The sequence below is a fragment of the Tepidibacillus sp. HK-1 genome (assembly GCF_001748485.2).
In the GTDB taxonomy this organism is placed as follows: domain Bacteria; phylum Bacillota; class Bacilli; order Tepidibacillales; family Tepidibacillaceae; genus Tepidibacillus_B; species Tepidibacillus_B infernus.
Genome location: NZ_BDGM02000003.1, coordinates 49,150 through 68,353, shown reverse-complemented (window position 1 = coordinate 68,353; position 19,204 = coordinate 49,150). Strand labels below are relative to the sequence as shown.

Annotated in this window: 14 protein-coding genes and 1 other annotated feature; of the genes, 9 read left to right on the top strand and 5 right to left on the bottom strand. The window is 36.1% G+C overall.

Annotated elements, in window-relative coordinates:
• The first annotated feature begins 96 nt into the window (after positions 1–96).
• On the top strand, positions 97–483 hold the full coding sequence (locus BEN26_RS02095; RefSeq protein ID WP_069799258.1) for a hypothetical protein: 387 nt from the start codon (positions 97–99) through the stop codon (positions 481–483).
• A 107-nt stretch (positions 484–590) separates the two neighbouring features.
• Here BEN26_RS02095 and BEN26_RS02090 read toward each other — a convergent pair whose 3' ends face one another.
• Entirely contained in the window at positions 591–2,693 is a 2,103-nt protein-coding gene (locus tag BEN26_RS02090) for an ABC transporter ATP-binding protein (RefSeq protein ID WP_069799256.1), read from the bottom strand.
• 15 nt (positions 2,694–2,708) lie between these two features.
• Positions 2,709–4,466 (bottom strand): ABC transporter ATP-binding protein, encoded by a 1,758-nt coding sequence (locus BEN26_RS02085; RefSeq protein ID WP_069799254.1) that lies wholly within the window; start codon positions 4,464–4,466, stop codon positions 2,709–2,711.
• 189 nt (positions 4,467–4,655) lie between these two features.
• Between BEN26_RS02085 and BEN26_RS02080 the strand changes: the two genes are divergently transcribed.
• Positions 4,656–4,997 carry a DUF1294 domain-containing protein gene (locus tag BEN26_RS02080; RefSeq protein WP_255421837.1) on the top strand — a complete coding sequence of 114 codons (342 nt, stop codon included), beginning with the start codon at positions 4,656–4,658 and terminating at the stop codon, positions 4,995–4,997.
• A 233-nt stretch (positions 4,998–5,230) separates the two neighbouring features.
• Here the strand turns inward: BEN26_RS02080 and BEN26_RS02075 are convergent, their stop codons facing one another.
• Entirely contained in the window at positions 5,231–6,130 is a 900-nt protein-coding gene (locus BEN26_RS02075; RefSeq protein WP_068725211.1) for a DUF1002 domain-containing protein, read from the bottom strand.
• A 279-nt stretch (positions 6,131–6,409) separates the two neighbouring features.
• On the opposite strand from BEN26_RS02075, the gene BEN26_RS02070 reads away from it, so the two are divergent.
• The 4 genes from BEN26_RS02070 (at position 6,410) to larE (ending at position 9,249) form a co-directional block, all read left to right on the top strand.
• Positions 6,410–6,838 (top strand): Fur family transcriptional regulator, encoded by a 429-nt coding sequence (locus BEN26_RS02070; protein WP_308789510.1) that lies wholly within the window; start codon positions 6,410–6,412, stop codon positions 6,836–6,838.
• A gap of 107 nt (positions 6,839–6,945) precedes the next feature.
• Positions 6,946–7,485, top strand: coding sequence for an RNA polymerase sigma factor (locus tag BEN26_RS02065; RefSeq protein ID WP_161937311.1), 540 nt, complete (start codon positions 6,946–6,948; stop codon positions 7,483–7,485).
• 13 nt (positions 7,486–7,498) lie between these two features.
• Positions 7,499–8,275 carry an anti-sigma factor family protein gene (locus BEN26_RS02060; protein ID WP_069799250.1) on the top strand — a complete coding sequence of 259 codons (777 nt, stop codon included), beginning with the start codon at positions 7,499–7,501 and terminating at the stop codon, positions 8,273–8,275.
• A gap of 170 nt (positions 8,276–8,445) precedes the next feature.
• Entirely contained in the window at positions 8,446–9,249 is an 804-nt protein-coding gene (gene larE, locus BEN26_RS02055; RefSeq protein WP_069799249.1) for an ATP-dependent sacrificial sulfur transferase LarE, read from the top strand.
• A gap of 50 nt (positions 9,250–9,299) precedes the next feature.
• On the opposite strand, the gene BEN26_RS02050 is transcribed toward larE, so the two are convergent.
• On the bottom strand, positions 9,300–11,459 hold the full coding sequence (locus tag BEN26_RS02050) for a cell division protein FtsA (RefSeq protein ID WP_069799247.1): 2,160 nt from the start codon (positions 11,457–11,459) through the stop codon (positions 9,300–9,302).
• 169 nt (positions 11,460–11,628) lie between these two features.
• Here BEN26_RS02050 and BEN26_RS02045 point away from each other — a divergent pair, with 169 nt between their 5' ends.
• Together BEN26_RS02045 and ccpA are read left to right on the top strand one after the other, a co-directional pair.
• Positions 11,629–12,696 carry a bifunctional 3-deoxy-7-phosphoheptulonate synthase/chorismate mutase gene (locus BEN26_RS02045; RefSeq protein ID WP_069799245.1) on the top strand — a complete coding sequence of 356 codons (1,068 nt, stop codon included), beginning with the start codon at positions 11,629–11,631 and terminating at the stop codon, positions 12,694–12,696.
• A 295-nt stretch (positions 12,697–12,991) separates the two neighbouring features.
• On the top strand, positions 12,992–13,990 hold the full coding sequence (gene ccpA, locus BEN26_RS02040; protein WP_069799244.1) for a catabolite control protein A: 999 nt from the start codon (positions 12,992–12,994) through the stop codon (positions 13,988–13,990).
• A 278-nt stretch (positions 13,991–14,268) separates the two neighbouring features.
• Here ccpA and BEN26_RS02035 read toward each other — a convergent pair whose 3' ends face one another.
• On the bottom strand, positions 14,269–17,298 hold the full coding sequence (locus BEN26_RS02035; protein WP_069799242.1) for a PBP1A family penicillin-binding protein: 3,030 nt from the start codon (positions 17,296–17,298) through the stop codon (positions 14,269–14,271).
• Positions 17,299–17,433: 135 nt separating this feature from the next.
• Positions 17,434–17,717: a binding site (T-box leader), on the top strand.
• Between the two features lie 139 nt (positions 17,718–17,856).
• Here BEN26_RS02035 and tyrS point away from each other — a divergent pair.
• Entirely contained in the window at positions 17,857–19,113 is a 1,257-nt protein-coding gene (gene tyrS / locus BEN26_RS02030) for a tyrosine--tRNA ligase (protein WP_069799241.1), read from the top strand.
• Positions 19,114–19,204 lie beyond the last annotated feature (91 nt).

Below are 19,204 nucleotides of genomic sequence, written 5' to 3'. Positions count from 1 at the left end.
GTCTCGTTTCCAACAAGTTACTAGGTACAAAACCCTTTCTTTTTTATAAAATCAAAATGTATGAATGTGAACATAATGGAAGGGGAATTTTTACATATGACAAAAAGATGTGAATGTGGGGCGGAGATGGAGATCACTATCAGAACACTTTATTTTAACAAGAATGTAGAGATTAAACACGTACCAACCTATACTTGCCCAGTCTGTTCCCTAAATCAAGTGATGGATCAAGTAAAAAGCAAACTAATAGAAACCATAAAAAAATTAGAGTCTTCAGAAAAGAAAAAGACTGTAAAATTTGATGAAGTCTCCGAATTTACTCAATTGATGATGATGGTATACCAAGAACAAGAATTTTCTTCTAATGGAACTATGCTACAGGAAGAAGTTCAACAGTTATTAGAGCAATATTTACTAGAAGAAACAAAAGAAGAATATTGGGAAAAACAAATACATAAAAAGATCGAGCGTTATGTTCAATAATTATTTTTGCCGGGTCCTAATAAGCAATGGAAAGTATGTATAAAAAAGGCCACCAAGTATATCACTTAGTGGCTAAGTTTATTTATTGAGTTATTTCAATCAGAAATCTATGATGTTGCCTTCATCTGTGTTTCTTTTTTTTGTTGTTCAAAGTCCTCTTTGTATTGTAGCTGATAAAGATTATAATAGAGTCCACCTTGTGTGAGCAGTTCTTGATGAGTTCCCATCTCACGGATTTTCCCTTTATGCAGCACAATGATTTTATCCGCATGCTGGATTGTTGAAAGACGATGGGCAACGACAATCGTTGTACGTCCTTTAATTAACTTGTTTAATGCATCTTGGATTAAAAGTTCTGTTTCTGTATCAATATTTGCTGTTGCCTCATCTAAAATCAGAATGGATGGGTCAAAGGCTAGAGTTCTTGCAAAGGCCAATAATTGTCTTTGTCCTTGAGAAAGGGTAGACCCTCGTTCTTTTACTTCCTCATGATATTGGTTCGGTAATTTCTCAATAAAATGATGGGCATTCACATAGTTGGCCACTTGTTTGATTTCCTCGTCTGTTATATCTGGATTATTTAAGCGAATATTGGAGTTAATATCGCCTGCAAATAAGAAGACGTCTTGTAACACGACTCCAATTTGCTTTCTTAATTCGAATTTATCCATTTGACGAATATCTACACCATCAATTTTAATCGTGCCTTTTTGGATATCATAAAAGCGACCCAAAAGGTTAATGATTGAGCTTTTTCCTGCTCCAGTTGCACCTACAAAAGCGACCATTTCCCCAGGTTTAATCGTAAAGTTCACATCCCTTAAAACCCAATCCTCATTTTGATAGGCAAACCATACATGGTCAAATTCGATTTCACCCTTTATTTTATCTAGGTGTATTGGGGTACTTGGATTAGGGATGGAATCTTTTTGATCAAGTAACTGGAAAATTCGTTCTGATGAGGCCATAGCTGATTGCATGATTGTATATTTTTCCGTTAAATCATTGATCGGTTGGAAGAAACGACGTATATAATCAATAAAAGCATACAACACCCCGAACTCTACCGCTCCTTGAATTACATTTTTACCCCCAACCCAGAGTAAAAAGGTTAGAGAAATGGAATAGATAAAATCCATTGATGGGCGGAAGATTGCAGCTGTTTTCAATTCTTTCATATTGGCTTCGTAATGAGAAGTATTGATTTGATCAAATTGTTCAAATTGTTGTTTCTCACGTTTAAAAATATGAACCACACGCATACCTGATAAGTTCTCATTTAGGGTTGCATTGATTCTAGCAAGTCGTGTACGTACGATACGAAATGCATCTCTAGCTAACTTTTTATAAACAGTGGAAGATAAAATGATAAGGGGTAAAGCAATAAAACTGACCAATGCAAGTTTAACATTTAATTGCAGCATCACAATAATAATACCAATAAGAATAAAAACATCTTTAAACAAATTAACTAATACGTTGGAATACATATCGTTTAACGTTTCAGTATCGTTAGTGACCCTAGTTACGAGACGACCTACAGGATTCTTGTCAAAAAAAGATAAGGGTAATGTTTGAATATGAGAGAAAATTTCCTGCCTCATATTAAAAATAATCTTTTGACCTGTATATTGTAATAGATAGGTTTGAATATAGTTTAGAATAAAGCCTAGAACTAAAAATCCAAAGAAAATAGCACCAATTTTATAAAGGGAAGAAATATCTTTTTGCCTAAAAATCCGTAGATCTTCATCTGTTAAAGCTTTGGTTGGATACGTTTTGCCATTTTGAGTAAGGATTAGTTGACCATTTTCTTTTATCCATTGATAGGGTTGGTTTTTTGCTATAATCCCTTTAACTAAGTAATATTGATTTTTCTCTTCAATGATTTGATAACGTGGTAAGTGATCTACTTTTTCTTCCGTTAAATTTTTTTCCCGAACGAATTCTTTCCCTTGAAACAGCACCCCTTCTTTATTTGCTTTGCCTGGTTCAAAAGCAACCATTGGATCACTAATCGCATTGATATGATCATCTATCGCGATTTTGATTAAGTAAGGGCCAGCTAGATCAAGAACTGTAATGATCATGAGCAAGGTAATGGTCAGTATGATCAATAACCGGTAAGGTTTGGCATATTGAAGCAAACGTTTCATCAATCGATAATCATAAGCTTTGCCAATTGCTTCTTCTTCATGAATGTTTGACATTTCCTCACATCCTTCTTAAATCTGATTGGCAATCATCTCTTCTAGCAACTGTTTTTGGTATAGATCATAGTAGTGGCCTTGAAGCTCCATTAAATGGCCATGGGTTCCTCTTTCAACGATTTTTCCTTCATCTAGAACAATAATTTCATCCGCCTCTTTCAGTGTAGAGATCCGGTGAGCAATAATAATACTGGTTCGATTTTTCATCAATTCATGTAGTCGTTTTAAAATCGCTTCTTCTGTTTTTGTATCTACTGCAGATAAACTATCATCAAGGATTAAGATGCTAGGGTTCTTAATTAGCGCTCTTGCAATCGAAACCCTTTGTTTTTGGCCACCGGAAAGAGTAACTCCTCTTTCGCCAAGCAGTGTATCAAATTGGGCTGGAAAATCTTTGATATTATCTAACACTTGAGCATCATCAGCTGCCTTTTCTACTTGTTCTTGGGTATAATGATCTAATCCAAAACCAATATTTTCGCGGATCGTCGTCGAGAATAAGAAGTTATCTTGGGGAACATAACCGATATGTTGTCGCAATACTTCTAAAGGATAAGACTTAATATCTCGTCCGTCGATTTTGATCATTCCTGTACTAACGTCATATAACCTGACTAATAGATTGACAAGGGTTGTTTTGCCACTTCCTGTTTTCCCTACAATAGCAAGGGTTTTACCTTGAGGAATTCGGATATTGATATCAGAAAGCACTTCTTTAGTCGTACCAGGGTAGGTAAAAGAAAGATGGTTGAACTCAATTTCGCCTTGTATTGTTGTTAAATCTGGATCCACCAGTTGAGGATGATCAACGATTTCTGGCTCTGTGGCAAAAATTTCATTTAAACGGGACATAGAAGCAGATCCCCGTTGGAGAATGTTAATCACCCAACCAATTGCCATAATTGGCCATGTTAATAAGCCCAGGTAACTGTTAAAAGCAACAAAATCACCTAATGTGATTTGTCGGTTGATGACAAGGATGCCTCCATAGGCTAGAACGATAAGAAAACTTAAACCTGAGATAAATTGAACCAGTGGGTTAAAAATCGCTTGGATTCTAACAAGCTCCATATTTTTATCTACATAATCTTGGTTGGCATGTGTGAACTTTTTGATTTCTTCTTGTTCTTGGACAAAGGCTTTAATTACTCGAATCCCAGAAACATTTTCCTGTACATTTTCTGTTAAATGAGAAAATGATTCTTGTGCTTTACGAAAACGTTGGTGAATTAATTTTCCAAAATGGCTGGTTAACAACGCCATAAAAGGTAATGGAAGTAGAGCGATGATGGTTAATTTCACGGAGATGGTTTGAACCATCATAAAGATCGTTGCACTTAATAAAACCAAAGTATCAAAAATCATGACGATACCTGGGCCGGCAGCCATACGTACCGCATTAATATCATTGGTCGCATGAGCCATAAGGTCACCCACTTTATGGTGATTATAATAATTGGTAGATAACTTTTGGAAATGGGCAAATAAATCGCTTCGTAGTTTATATTCCAAAAACCTTGCTGTACCCATTACATACATTCTCCATAAATATCTGAACAGGAACATGAAAAAGGCAACAGCAATGATAGAAAGTCCATAAAGGATCATGCTTTTTGTTGTGATTGATTGATTTTTCAAATCATCTGTAAAGGCTCCCAAAATTTTAGGTAGAATAAGCTGAAGAACGTCGACTGCTATTAACCAAACGATTCCAATGATATAACGCCATTTGTGTTTGATAAAAAAGTCTTTTAAGGTTAGAAAATGTTTCATGCAAGCCACCTCTGAGAAAATTTCGCCATACGAAATAATAATAACATAAAACAAATAAAAAAAGGCCAACAAAGTACCAAAAAGTACAAGTTATGTCTGATTTCATCTAAAGATTTTATGATACAATACACACAGTATGAAAACTATCTAAGAAATAGCTTTAATGAAGAGTGAAAAGAGGATAAGAAAATGAAGAAAAACAGATTATGGATATGGGGAATTCCTTTAATTTTTATGGTTTTGATGTTAATAACATATCAGTTGCAGCAACAAAAATGGCTGATGATTTTGATCATTATATTCAATCTTCTTTCCTATTTTGTCTTTGGTTATGACAAGCATAAGGCAAGAAGGGGTAAGTGGCGAATACCAGAACAGCTATTCTTTGTTTGGGCTTTTTTTGGAGGCGCTATAGGGATCTTTGCGGGTATGCGTACTTTTCACCACAAAACCTTACACCCATCATTTAAATATGGAATTCCCATCCTTGTGTTGGTTAATATTTTATTGTATAGATGGTTTATTTATTAGTTATGATCGTGTCATATGAAAGTGTTACATAGTTTCCTTTAAAATTGTAGACATTAAATAATGACTATTCATTAAGGGAGAAATTACATTGAAGCCGCATATCATGCGTAAGTCAGAATTTTTGTCTGACAAAGGATCACGGTATGGTAATTATTTCCACGAGTAAAGCGATCTTTTTTCTATTTAAAAAAACTCCTTTTTAAAGGAGTTTTTCTTGTCTTCTCTTATTGGTTTTATCCTAACCAGGACAGAATTTTATCGATTAGATTCTTAATGAAATTTAATAATTCTCTGAAGAAGGATTTAGCTTCTGGATTGTTTTGGACAAAGTTTTGAAAACCTGTCTTTATTTGGTCTAATCGTTGACTCACTAAATCCCAATCGATATTGGCATTTTGCAGCTTTCGAAGTAACGAGATTAAGGAATTTAATTCGTCACCGGTTAATTGGATATTTAAATCCTGAGCAACTTGCTCAATTAAAGCCCTTAATTCTGCATCAGATAATTTTGCTGATTGCTTAGCCAGCTCTTCCTTAATGCGTTTCATAAATTCAACTGCTTTTTCTTTGTCGCCAATTTGATCGGCCAATTGAGCAGTTCTAACCATTTCTTCGTTGGCTACTTTTTTTACATCTTCATTAATTTCTTTGCCTGTGGCTTGTTCAAAAGCTTTAATAATCCCAGTTAAAGCAGCAGTACCAGAAACAGGAAAGGGTGCAGTTACCTTTATTTCTGCATCAGAGATACCTGCGGTTGTTAATGCACTTATATACATCTCATTGGTAACCCATGTGATATTGTTGCTATCAATGGTTAATCCCGAGCCTGATTCTCCAAAGGTAATCATTGACGAAGAGATCGCTTTGGAACCAATCACCTTTGCAGGAAGCGTATCACCTAGATATTGGTGTTCTTCTTGATTGGTTACTTCAACAATTGGTACGTCTTGTGCGGCCTCAAACTGCTGAAGTATTTGATCTCTTTGGGTTTTACTTAAATCTTTTCCTAATGTAATGATTTGACTGCCTGCCATCGAATCTGCAAAAACAGGGTTGATACTAACAAATAAAAATATGGAAATGAACATGATTAAACTTAATTTTAATTTAAATTTGTTTTTTATTTTAATCATTCTTGATCCCTCCATTTTAACATTATAAACCAATTTTTTAAAATTTAGTACAAGATAGGTTTTTTTATTCATTATTAAATAATCGTTCGTGAATAGAAGGAAATATTAATGGGTAGAAGACGAAATCGCAATAAAACCGTAGTACCTGAAGCAAGGCGAGCATTAGCAAAGAAACGATAGCCGTGATTTGACGAAAAGGAGAGAAAATCCTATACTGTATTTGAAATAGAGAGTGTTATACTTTCTTCCTTTTTAAAAAAGGGTTTGTGGAATGGAGGGATGGTTTTGAAGGTTAATGAGATTATGCAAATTCTCAAGGAACAAGGGTATAAACTAACAGAACAACGAAAAGAAATCATTGAAACGATTTTTAAACAAAACCGTTATGTATCAGCAAAGGAAATCTTAAATGAAGTTCAAGACCGATTCCCTGGCGTTAGTTTTGATACCATATATCGAAACCTATCCATTCTTTCAGATCTAGATCTACTAGAAGAAACCCAATTTGAAGGGGAAGCAAAATACAGAGTTACTTGTATCGAGGATCATCACCATCATTTAGTTTGCACAAAATGTGGGCAAACCTCGGTATTACCTGAGTGTCCAATGGATTTATTACAAGGTTTAGCAGGTGACTTTAGAGTCACTGGGCATAAGTTCGAGATTTATGGATTATGCAAAGAATGTCAACAGGGAAAAAATACCTGAAACTTTTTAGGACATGTTACGTTACTCTAAATATAGAGAAAAATATCAATACATTTACCATAAATTTACCATATAAAAATTTAAAGGGTAGAAATGGGTTGAGGAATATGAATAGTAATCAATATACAATTGAGCATAAAACAGGGAAAAAAGATGAATTTCTAGAGCGGATCCTTGAACACAGCCGCTATTTATACCATTTGGCTTATCGGTTAACCGGTAATCAAGAAGATGCTGAAGATTTGACGCAAGAGACCATGTGGCAGGCTCATCGTAAATCGGACAAGTATGTTTACGAAAAGTCTTTAAAAGCTTGGCTTAGAATGATGATGACAAACCGATTTAGAGATAAAGTTAGAAAGAAAAGTTTAAAAGTGGTGGCAATTGAAGATCAAGTACTCTCACCAACTCAAGTAAGCCAATATACACCATCTGTTGAGGAACAAGTAGAACAAAAATTAGCTCTTGAAAAAGTAAAAAATGAGATAGAACAGCTCCCTGATATTTATCGCAATGTACTAATATTGCGCCATTTTGAAGGATATAGTTATAGTGAAATTAGTGAAGCGCTGCAAATTCCCGAAGGTACGGTAAAAACACAACTGTTTAGAGCAAGAAAAATGCTAAAAAGCAGACTTTCAAATTAAGGGAGTAATGCCTATGCCTATGTCTTGTGGTCGCTATGAACGTTTAATTCAGGATTATGTTGATCAAACCATTAGTGAAGGGGAAAAAAGGGAATTAAATGAACATATAAAGTATTGTGATCATTGTAGAGAAGATCTGCAAGATATGGTAAAAATGGTTTCATTGATGGAAGACATCTCTTTTATACAAGAGGAAAAAGGGAAAAAAAGAGCAAGAAGGATAACTTATAAATGTATCACTGCTTGTTTTGCTGTATTTAGTGCATTTTTCTTGGTTGTATATGATCCTTTAGGTATCGGTTTGATGAATTTTAAAAGAAATCTTCCTGTTTATCGAAATTATGTCTTTGCAGATGATACGGAGCAGTTACCGATTCCATTAGAAAACCCTGAAGTGATTTTACTTCGACCTAAGAGTAGAGGGATGGTGTTATTACGAACCCATCGAAGTAACGAGCACGGGGAGCATCAATATATTGATGTAACCTGGGTTTATCCTAGTGCCTATAGTCAAATTCCAACATTTAAAACGGTTTTTCCCTCTGATCATTATGTTTTTGTTGATGTTCCCGATAAAAAAACTCTTATGGAAATCATGACTTTTATTACTGGTTCTAAAATTGAATTTGATGAAGAGAATATTCAATTTCCTACTTCTGTAGCTCTTGTACAAGAGGAAGGACATTCTACTTTTAAAGCCTTTCAATTTCCTAAAAGCAAGGATAAGGTTAGTCAATTATTTGAACACTTTACAGAAGTCTCATATCAACAACCATTGCAACTACAATAATGAATCTTCACCAATGAAATGTTTGGTGAAGATTTTTTTAAAAGATTAAGAAAGTATAACTTTCTTCCATTTGTCATTTAGGGGTTTGTATGGAATACACAAACCTTTTCTTATGGAAAGGAAAGTTTTGTGTTAAAATGTTGTACAGAGAGAGGTTAGGAGGGATGAAGGTGCTGCAAGATAAATACATAAAGCTTCAAAAAATTTTAAGTGAACTTGAAAGCGTGGTTGTCGCCTTTTCAGGTGGAGTTGACTCTACATTATTGTTAAAAGTTGCAATAGATGTTTTAGGATCTGATAAAGTAATAGCCGTTACTACGGATTCAGAGTCTTACCCATCTAGTGAGCTGGTATTAGCAAAACAAACTGCTAAAAAAATAGGGGCAAAACATATTGTGATTGAAACATCTGAGTTGGCAATCCCTGGATATAAAGAAAATACCAAAAATCGTTGTTATTTCTGCAAAAAAGGATTATTTGAAGAATTAGCACCGATTCAATTAAAACATGGGTTTAAACACATCGTTTTTGGTTTAATTGCTGATGATACGAATGACTATCGGCCAGGAGTGAAGGCAGCAAAAGAGCATGGGGTCAGAGCCCCACTTCAAGAAGCAGGATTATTTAAAGGGGAGATTAGAGAATTATCCAAGCAACTTGAATTAGAAACATGGGATAAGCCTTCTTCTGCCTGTCTATCTTCTCGGATTGCTTATGGAGAAGAAATAACGGTGAAAAAGCTAACAAGGGTGGAACAATCTGAAGAATATTTAAAGAGACTAGGTTTTCGTCAAGTGAGGGTTCGTACACATGGCGATATCGCGAGAATTGAGGTTGAGCCAGATAAACTAAGTAAGATCGTGGAGATGCATCAAGAGATTACTTCGATGTTACATTCTTTTGGATTTGATTATGTAACAGCTGATTTAGAAGGATTTAGAAGTGGAAGCATGAACAAACTTTTACAAAGATAGTAGCGGGTTTGTATATTCCATAAGCCGTGTTGGAATATACAAACCTTTTCTTATTCCCAGTATAATTCTAATTGATCCCCTTGTTTAATGGGGGTATTAAAATCTCCTTCTTCCCCATTCACTTTAATCACAAATTTACTTGCCCCCGATGGTGGAGTTGTATCAAATTCAACATAGCGAAAAACATCACTAAAAACGATTTGCTGGTCTTCCACATGAATGGTGATGTCACTATTCTGCTCGATAGGGGAATCAACAGAATTTTTTTTGTTATTGATGAGTACCTGTAAGCTAGAAGGTTGAATATGAACAGGCTTCCCATTAAATATCACATCTATCCCCCATTGGAAATCAGGATTCTCATTCATTAAATCACGTATAGTAGGATACGGGTTTGTTTCTTTTGCAAAGGTGATCACATCTCCGCCAGCGATCGGTTCTTTCAATAAAACCTTCTTACCATTGCGGAAAAGATCTTTAGAAACATAGACGATTTTTCTAGGCTCTCCTTGAAAAATAAATTGTATGATTTTCTCTTCAAAAGGGATCGTTGAGAATCCAGAAAGGATTAAAGCCTCTTCAATATTTCTAACAGAATGAAAAACGATCGAATCGCGATCTGAGATTGGTGTAGAAAAATCAACATCGATTCCATTGATCTCAACTAAAACAGGTAATTCAAGCAATTTTCCATCAATTGTAACTTGATAAGGGCGAATAGGACTTAATAAAAGGGCTTGATCCAATGTAAGGGTAGCATTTTTACCATTTTTCCCAGCCTTTACTTCAATTTTGTCTCCATTAGCCACTTGAGTATCCATTGTTGCAGGTACTTCATTTAATAAAATTTCTGGCAGAGTGCCATGCTCTCCAGGAATGATTTTCATCTGACCATTAATATTAACAGTCATAGCAAGCCCTGGTCTACCATATAGACTTTTTATCGAAATTCCTGCAGCAATTAAAACATCGCCAATGGTTAGGGTTTTCATCTCAAACAAATGAATAAATTCGCCATTCACTTCAATGGTAAAATATTGAATCGGATTTTGACGAGAAGAAATCCCTATCCCGATGGGCGTAATCAGTTCAGGGCCTTTAACTAGATTTTTTGGCCAAATGATTGGCTGTTGAATCGCATCTGCCCCTCTAACAGCAACTCTTTGTCTAGGTAGATTTAATATTGTTGCAATTTTATCGGAAAGTTTTGGTGTCTGACTACCCCCGCCAACCAACATCACAGCTTGTGGAGATTTACCCCCATTTAATTCAATGATTTTATTTGCAATTTGAGTTGCCAATTGTTCAATCTCTTGATCGATTTGTTCGATGAGTTCACTAGAGTTAAGTGTGTAAGACATCCCTAAAATATCAGAAAAATGAACGGTCTCTTGTGTCGAACATTGCCGCTTTATTTCCTCGGCAATATGAAAATCTAAAATGTAGGATTGACTGATGGCTTCGGTAATTTCATCTCCAGCAACTGGCACCATTCCATAAGCGATAATCGTCCCTTCTGCCGTAATGGCGATATCTGAAGTACCTGCACCTATATCGACAAGTGCGAGATTTAATTTTCTCATCGATGGTGGTATCAATACATGGATAGCCGCAATTGGTTCTAATGTTAGTGCCTCCAACCCTAACTCAGCACGTGTAAGAGAGGAAAGAAGTGAATCAACGACCACACGAGGAAGAAAGGTAGCGATGATTTCCACTGTTGCTTTTTGTCCTCGTTGATCAATCAGATTACCGATAATTTGATCATCTAAAAAATAATTGATCACACTGTAGCCGACACAATGGTAATGGGTCGTATCCTCGATCTGGCTCTCTGTTGCGATTTGTCTTTGTGCTTCTTGAACAGCAGATAATTCTAAGGCGCGAATATCTTCTTTTCTAAGTAATGGTTGACCCTGAATCGATATATCTAACTTTACACGACGAGTTTTTAGAGAACGACCAGCTGCTGCAACGGCTACGTTATGTAAGGGGCCGTTATTTTGCTCTAATTCTTTTTTTACCTGTGAAATAATTTCAGAAACCGCTACAACATCATGAATTTGGCCATCCAACATCGATCGTTCTCTATGTTCAATCATTTTCAAATCTTTTATTTCAAATTGTCCTTCTTTAGTAGGAACTAAAATCAAACCAACAACAGTTCGTGTTCCTATATCTAAGGCAAAGATGGGAAGATGTTGTTCCAAGTTTGCCCCTCCTTCGACAAAATTTCGACAATATCTGTATTATTCTCTATTGGTGAAGAGATTCCTTTTTCATTTTGAAAGTAATTTGGGCCTTTTATCCTTTTCATTTTAACGATAAATCTGTATAATCTAAAGTATATTTTTTACAATACTTCGGAGGTGGCTTATTATGAGTAATCAAGAGTTAGATGAGTTAAGATTGAGATTAGATGAAATTAACTTGCAGATTTTGCAGTTAATCAATGAAAGAGCTGAGATCGTTCAGGAAATAGGTCATCTAAAAGAGAAACAAGGTACAAAGCGTTTCGATCCTGTTAGAGAGAGAGAAATGCTTGATAAAATTGTAGCTCATAATCATGGCCCATTTGATGACAATGTAGTTAGACATTTATTTAAAGAAATCTTCAAAGCTTCTCTTGAGTTACAAGAAGAGGATAAAAATAAACAGTTGTTAGTTAGTAGAAAACGTCATCCTGAGGACACGATCGTAAAGGTTGGGGATGTGGAAGTTGGAAGAAAGCCAGTGATGATTGCAGGTCCATGTTCAGTTGAGACCGAAGAACAAGTAGATACTGTTGCAAAAGGATTAGCTGAACAGGGGATAAAACTGATTCGTGGTGGCGCATTTAAACCAAGAACTTCCCCTTACGATTTCCAAGGATTAGGTATTGAAGGACTTAAAATATTAAAGAAAGTAGCAGATCGGTATGGGCTAAAGGTGGTTAGTGAAATTGTTAACCCTGCTGATATTGAAATGGCTACCCAATATGTGGACGTGATTCAACTTGGTGCACGAAACATGCAAAACTTCGAATTACTTAAAGCAGCTGGCCAAATTAAAACTCCGGTTTTACTAAAAAGAGGTTTGGCAGCGACGATCGAGGAATTTTTATTTGCAGCCGAATACATTGTTTCAAGGGGAAATAATCAAGTGATTTTAGTAGAACGTGGTATTCGTACCTATGAGAAGTGGACACGAAATACCTTGGATATCCTTGCTGTTCCCATTTTAAAACAAGAAAGCCACTTACCAGTGTTAGTAGATATTAGTCATTCTGCTGGACGTAAAGATATTGCGATTCCTATAGCAAAAGCAGCTTTAGCTGCTGGGGCTGATGGTATTATGGTGGAGGTTCATCCTGATCCAGCTGTTGCATTATCCGATGCAAATCAACAACTCAATTTAGATCAATTTAACGAATTGATGACTGCTTTAAAGGGTTCCCAATTATTATAGAATTTTGCGATTTAAAAGTAGCTCATAATGAAACGTTACCACTAAGGTTAGCGTTTCTTTTTTTAATACTAAAGAAAGCATAACTTTCTTGTCATGATTAAAATGGGACCCCGTAAAAGTAATCGGAATACACTTCGAAGGAGGTCGTCACTTTTGTGGGCTATTTTGTATGGTTATGGTATTAAATTGGGGAAAATATATGAAAAGATTGTAGGAATTGCTTTTTTGACGTAGAATAATTAACATTAAATGATGAAAATTAATGAAAATAAATTAGTCGAACGGAGAGATTGAAATGCCAGTAACTATTTATGATGTAGCCAGAGAATCTGGAGTATCAATGGCTACGGTTTCAAGGGTCGTTAATGGGAACCCTAATGTAAAACCAAGCACAAGAAAAAAGGTTTTAGAAACCATTGAAAAGTTAGGTTATCGTCCAAATGCAGTAGCAAGGGGATTAGCGAGCAAGAAAACAACAACGGTCGGTATCGTAATCCCAGATATTTCCAATGCTTTTTTTGCCGAAGTTGTTCGAGGAATAGAAGATATTGCAAGTATGTATCACTATAATATTATTTTATCCAGTTCAGATAAAAAGGTGGAGAAGGAGTTAAGTCTAATCAATACCTTATTGGAGAAACAAGTGGATGGCTTGTTGTTTATGGGAGCAGAAGTGACAAATGATCATTTAGAGATTTTTAAAACCTCAACCGTTCCAATTGTACTAGCAGCTACCAAAGACCCTAGCAAAATGTTTCCATCTGTAGATATTGACCATTTCCAAGCAGCAAAGGACGCTGTCAACGCCTTTATTCAGGGTGGACATCGTAAAATTGCCATCATTACTGGGCCACTGACTGATCCTTTAACTGGATTAGATCGATTTAACGGATATAAGGCGGCTTTAGAAGAAGCGAATATACCATTTGATGAACAATATGTTCGCGTAGGGGATTATCATTATGAATCTGGTCTGGAAGCAATGAACGACTTTCTTTCCTTAGCAGAAAAACCAACAGCTCTCTTTGCCGCTAGTGATGAAATGGCTGTGGCTGCGATTCATGCTATTCAAGATAATGGACTTCAAGTACCGCAGGATATTGAAGTAAGAGGATTTGATAATATACCGATTTCATCAATGGTAAGGCCATTACTTTCTACAGTTGCTCAACCTCAATATGATATTGGAGCAGTTGCAATGAGATTTTTAACGAAACATATGAATGAGGAACCAATCACAGACCAGTTTGTCATTTTACAACATCAATTGATCAATAGACAGTCAACGAAGTAGCGAACTTGTTCAATACAAAAAACAACCTATAATGGATAAACCATCATAGGTTGTTTTTTTAGATTAAGAAAGTATAACTTTCTTCCATTTGTCACTTAATTGTCATTTAAGGGTTTGTATATTCCATAAGCTGCGACATAGCGTGACTAGCAGCTTTAGCTGTGTAGCACGACTTGTACACTTTGTGTGCCTTTAGAAGTGCCCTTCTCTCCGTAATCTTTATTCATAGAAGGGCACGGATGACGGAGAGCGATGGAATATACAAACCTTTTTTTATATTATTGATTTTTCACTGGGATTTTGACTACTTTAGATGGTTCAGATTCACCATTTTCATTCGTTGCTGTTACACGGTAATAAGCATCACCTAGTGGAACAGATGGATGAACGAAAGTGGTGCCTTCTGTTGTTCCAATCAATTGGTATTTGCCACCTTCTACATCACTAAAGTAAACATTGTAATTAAGTACCTGATCTTCTACAGGATTTGCAGCCCAGGTTAAGGTAACTTGTAATCCAGATGCACTTCGCTCACCAGAGACCCCTTTTGGCCGTTTTGGTATAGTCGCAGCAGGTGGTTCATTTGATGTTCCATCTTGGTTTCCTTGATCTTGAGGTTCATCTAGTCCAATGGGTAGGCTCGTATTGCCCACGATTGCTGAAGGGTTAGACTCATTATTTGCAACATCAACTGTTGTAATGTAATAAGCAAAAGGCCCATTATTTGCTCCTTGATCTGTAAAGGAATACCTTCCTGCTTTTAGATCTGTTTGCTTCACGACACCAACTTTTGTAAAGCCTAAATCTGAAGCAGAAGCACGATAGATTCTGTATCCCACCACACTATTACTTAGATTCTTTTCCCAAGAGATCGTATTTTTATTTCCTTGGGTTGTGATGCTAGGCGATGAAGGTGGAGCAGGTTGCCCTGCAGATTCCCTTGGGTCAGACTCAGTTGGTAATTCTTTATCAACATCTAATGGCTTTGGTTTTCCAGGTGGGATAACATAAGGCTCTCGTTTAAAGAAGATTCCTGTATCCACCATGTCATCAGGCGTTTCATCTTTAGCCAAATAACGTTTACCGTTAAATTCAACCACTCTCGCTTTTTCTAAAGAATCATCAATCTCTGTTGGAATGAATTTTTTATTAAACCAGTCAGTGACTAAATAGCCAGCTTCTTTTGTCAAGTCAGATGGTAACTTTCCAGAAGTACTAGATACCTGCATTTGAATTAATCCACCTGGTCGTTCAAATTTTGCATTTGCAGGAGATAATTCTGGGTCAGCTTTAAAAATTTCTGTTATAATCTTACCCCAAGATGTTTTAGCAATATTACCAGATCTAATGGTTGTTGGATAATCGTAACCTGTCCATACACTTAAAGTAATTTCAGGTGTGTAACCCACAAACCATAAGTCTTTTGTGTCATTCGTTGTTCCTGTTTTACCAGCAACATCTCGACTGCCAATATATCTCAAAATCGTTTTTGCTGTTCCATCCTTAATAACGGTTCTTAACATATCCGTAATTAAATAGGAAGTTTGTTCGCTAAAGACGACTTCAGGTTTTGCTTTGTGTTCATAGACCACATTGCCATCACGATCCACAATCCGTTCAATCATGTAAGAGTCAAGATGGGTACCGCCATTGGCAAAGGTTGAGTAAGCACTAGCCATCACTTCTGGTGATGATTCAATCGTACCAATCGCTGGAGTCAAACCAGCTTCAAGGAATCTTTTTTTATTTAATTGAAAACCAAGTTTACTTAAAAATTCGTAGCCATTTTCTGGGCCAACCATTTTATATACCTTTATGGCAGGAATATTAAATGATTGATTTAATGCATGTCTAGCCGTTATACGGCCATTATATTTGCTGTTCCAATTGTCTGGCTCCCATTTTCCACCTAATGGGATATCATCAATTGGAGTTGCTGGCTGAACCTTACCTAATTCAAGAGCTGGACCATAATCCAACAATGGTTTAATCGATGAACCGGGTTGTCTTTTTGTCGTTCCTCTAAAATTAGAATGGTTGACAGCAGAAACATTATAATCGCGTCCACCAATAAAACCTAAGATAGCTCCTGTCTTATTATGAATGAGTGTAGCACCGATTTGGATATCTTCATTTTCAAGGTGTTTCGTTTTTCCATCTCCTAAAGAGAAGTTATAGGAGATTGGATTTGGAAAATTCTTAGGGTCTTTTGCCACATTATTCATCGCTTCATAGATTTTACGATCTACGGTCGTGTAAACTTTGTAACCACCACTTAAAATCTCTTGTTTGGCATTTTCTAATGCTTCGCTATACTCTTTAGCATCTGGCGTAATCCCTTGCGCTTCAACAAACTTTTCAGCTGCTTGGTTTTCCACCTCTAAGATTAAGTAGGGATATTTACTATACGCTTTTTTAGTGGAGGTATCAAAAGCAGCCTTAATGTCAAATCTAAGGGCTTCTTCATATTCCTGCTGAGAAATAAATTTTTCCTCCAGCATACTCTTAAGTACTAATTCCTGACGTTTCTTTGCCAAATTGTAGCCTTCTTCATCAAACCCCTTGCTATTAAATGCAGAATATGCAGTAGGGCGTTGGGGGATTCCAGCTAAATAAGCAGCTTCGGCTAGATTAAGTTCACTCGCATTTTTGTTAAAATATCCTTTTGCAGCTGCTTGAATTCCATAGACATTATTTAAATTAGCAGCTTTACCAAACGGGATTTTATTTAAGTAGGCGGTGAAGATATCATCTTTTGGCATCACTCGTTCCATTCTTAAGGCCAGAAAGATTTCCTTTGCCTTTCTTTGATAGCTTTTTTCTAAAGAAAAGAACGTATTTTTGGCTAATTGTTGAGTAATTGTACTTCCACCCGTTTGAACATCACTTTGAAAAATCTGTTGAAGAACGGCACGTGTGAAAGCTTTAAAATTAACACCATGATGATCATAAAAAGCACGGTCTTCTACCGCAAGAAAAGCATTTTTTACGTTTGGTGAAATCTCCTCAAATTTTACAAACCGACGATCTTCATCATTTCTAAAAGCACCGATCAGTTCAAAGGTACCATTCTTGTCTTGATTAGAGAAGTATGCAAAACCAGTTTCCGTGTTTTTAAATACCTGTTTGCGTATTTCCTCAGCACTCCGAACTGGTTCATCTTTTACAAGTGCGGCAACAAAACCTGTGGCAGTCCCTGCACCCAAAAAGAATCCTAAAAAGATTACTATTAATATAAACTTTAATAAATTCCTTGGTCGAAGCCCATTTGTTCTCTTTGATTTATTGGGCGAATGAGATGATGTCATAAAATAATTCCCCCTTAATAAAGGTATTATAGCATAAATAAGAATGATAAGTACATTTTCAATCATCTGCATTGACATTGCTAGTATAATATGATAAAAGAAGAGTTGAATTGAAAATACAATTAAAATGAATAAGAAATCGCGATGATTGTAGTTAGTAGGTGGTAATGACTGCTTTTTAGAGAGCCGGTGGTTGGTGAAAATCGGTACATTATTATCAAACCGAATTACCCTACAAGAGCTGAATAGACGAAGCTGAAAAATCGTCTTTTCCGGGAATCCCGTTATGCAATGAAGTGAAGAAGACAGACCCCACAAAAGTAATTAGAATAGCTTTTAAGGAGGGCATCACATTTGTGGGCATTAATTTTCCTGTTTTTTTAAGTAGGGTGGTAACGCGTCTAAACCACGTCCCTAGCTAGATGGGATGTGGTTTTTTTTATCAAAAAGTATAACTTTCTTTTCACAATTATAATGGGGCCTCATAATAGTAATCGTAATAGGCCTCGAAGGATATCGACACTTGTGTGGTTTATCATAAAAATGGAGGTTGACATGATGACAAATGAATTTGAATTAACAAAGGAACAGGAACAAGAATTACAAAGACAATGGGAGATTCTTAGCCGTGGGGCTGTTGAAATCATCCCTGAAGATGAGTTCAAGCAGAAATTAGCAAAGGCGATTATCAAAAAGAACCCTTTAAAAGTAAAATTAGGATTAGATCCTTCTGCACCAGACATTCATATTGGTCATACGGTGCCATTACAGAAGTTAAGACAATTTCAAGATTTAGGCCATATTGTTCAATTAGTTATTGGCGATTTTACCGGACAAATTGGTGATCCTACTGGTAAATCAGAAACAAGGAAACAATTGACACCTGAACAAGTAAAAGCAAATGCTAAGACCTATATCGAGCAACTATTTAAAGTGTTAAATCCAGCTAAAACAGAGGTTCATTATAATAGTACTTGGTTAGCTCCATTAACATTTGCTGAGGTTGTACAATTAGCTGCAAAAACAACAGTAGCAAGAATGTTAGAACGTGACGATTTTGAAAAAAGATTTAATAACAACCAAGCGATCAGTGTCCATGAATTTTTCTACCCTCTGATGCAAGGTTATGATTCCGTTGCTCTAAAAACAGATGTTGAATTAGGGGGAACTGACCAGAAATTTAACCTTTTAATGGGCAGACAATTACAAAAAGAATACGGACAAGCTCAACAAGCAGTGTTAATGTTACCATTAATTGAAGGACTTGATGGTGTTCAAAAAATGAGTAAGAGTTTAGGAAACTATATTGGTATCAATGAAGAGCCAAATCAAATCTATGGGAAAGCCATGTCCATTCCTGATGAGTTAATGGTTAAATATTATAAGTTAGTAACCGATCTCGCACATGAAGAAATTCAAGTCATGGTGGAAGGATTAGAGGAAGGAACGATTCATCCAAGAGATGCAAAAATGAAGATGGCCTATACGCTTGTCCGAATGTATCATGGAGAAGAAGCAGCCAAGGAAGCTGAACACCATTTTAAAACGGTTTTCCAAAAAAGAGACATTCCTGAGGATATCCCTGTTACTGAAATAGACCAAAGCAAATTGGGGGATGGGAAAATTTGGGTTGTTAAATTGCTGGTAGATTTGGGATTAGTTCCATCGAATGGCGAAGGGCGTCGCATGATCCAGCAAGGCGCCGTTAAGATCAATGGAGAAAAAGTTGAAGATGTTGATTATGAAGTGATTGTTGAAGACGGAATGATTATTCAAGTAGGAAAACGTAAATTTGCAAAAATCAAGCTCAATTAGATGAAGAAGCCCATCACTAATGGGTTTCAACCATGAAGTTTAGTTATTTAAAAATAAAAAGCATCCAAAGGATTTCTCCAATGGATGCTTT

Excerpts from the sequence above, each read along its gene's own strand:
- BEN26_RS02095 (WP_069799258.1), top strand. The coding sequence starts at position 97 with ATGACAAAAAGATGTGAATGTGGGGCGGAGATGGAGATCACTATCAGA.
- BEN26_RS02090 (WP_069799256.1), bottom strand. The coding sequence starts at position 2,693 with ATGTCAAACATTCATGAAGAAGAAGCAATTGGCAAAGCTTATGATTAT.
- BEN26_RS02085 (WP_069799254.1), bottom strand. The coding sequence starts at position 4,466 with ATGAAACATTTTCTAACCTTAAAAGACTTTTTTATCAAACACAAATGG.
- BEN26_RS02080 (WP_255421837.1), top strand. The coding sequence starts at position 4,656 with ATGAAGAAAAACAGATTATGGATATGGGGAATTCCTTTAATTTTTATG.
- BEN26_RS02075 (WP_068725211.1), bottom strand. The coding sequence starts at position 6,130 with ATGATTAAAATAAAAAACAAATTTAAATTAAAATTAAGTTTAATCATG.
- BEN26_RS02070 (WP_308789510.1), top strand. The coding sequence starts at position 6,410 with ATGGTTTTGAAGGTTAATGAGATTATGCAAATTCTCAAGGAACAAGGG.
- BEN26_RS02065 (WP_161937311.1), top strand. The coding sequence starts at position 6,946 with ATGAATAGTAATCAATATACAATTGAGCATAAAACAGGGAAAAAAGAT.
- BEN26_RS02060 (WP_069799250.1), top strand. The coding sequence starts at position 7,499 with ATGCCTATGTCTTGTGGTCGCTATGAACGTTTAATTCAGGATTATGTT.
- BEN26_RS02045 (WP_069799245.1), top strand. The coding sequence starts at position 11,629 with ATGAGTAATCAAGAGTTAGATGAGTTAAGATTGAGATTAGATGAAATT.
- ccpA (WP_069799244.1), top strand. The coding sequence starts at position 12,992 with ATGCCAGTAACTATTTATGATGTAGCCAGAGAATCTGGAGTATCAATG.
- BEN26_RS02035 (WP_069799242.1), bottom strand. The coding sequence starts at position 17,298 with ATGACATCATCTCATTCGCCCAATAAATCAAAGAGAACAAATGGGCTT.
- tyrS (WP_069799241.1), top strand. The coding sequence starts at position 17,857 with ATGACAAATGAATTTGAATTAACAAAGGAACAGGAACAAGAATTACAA.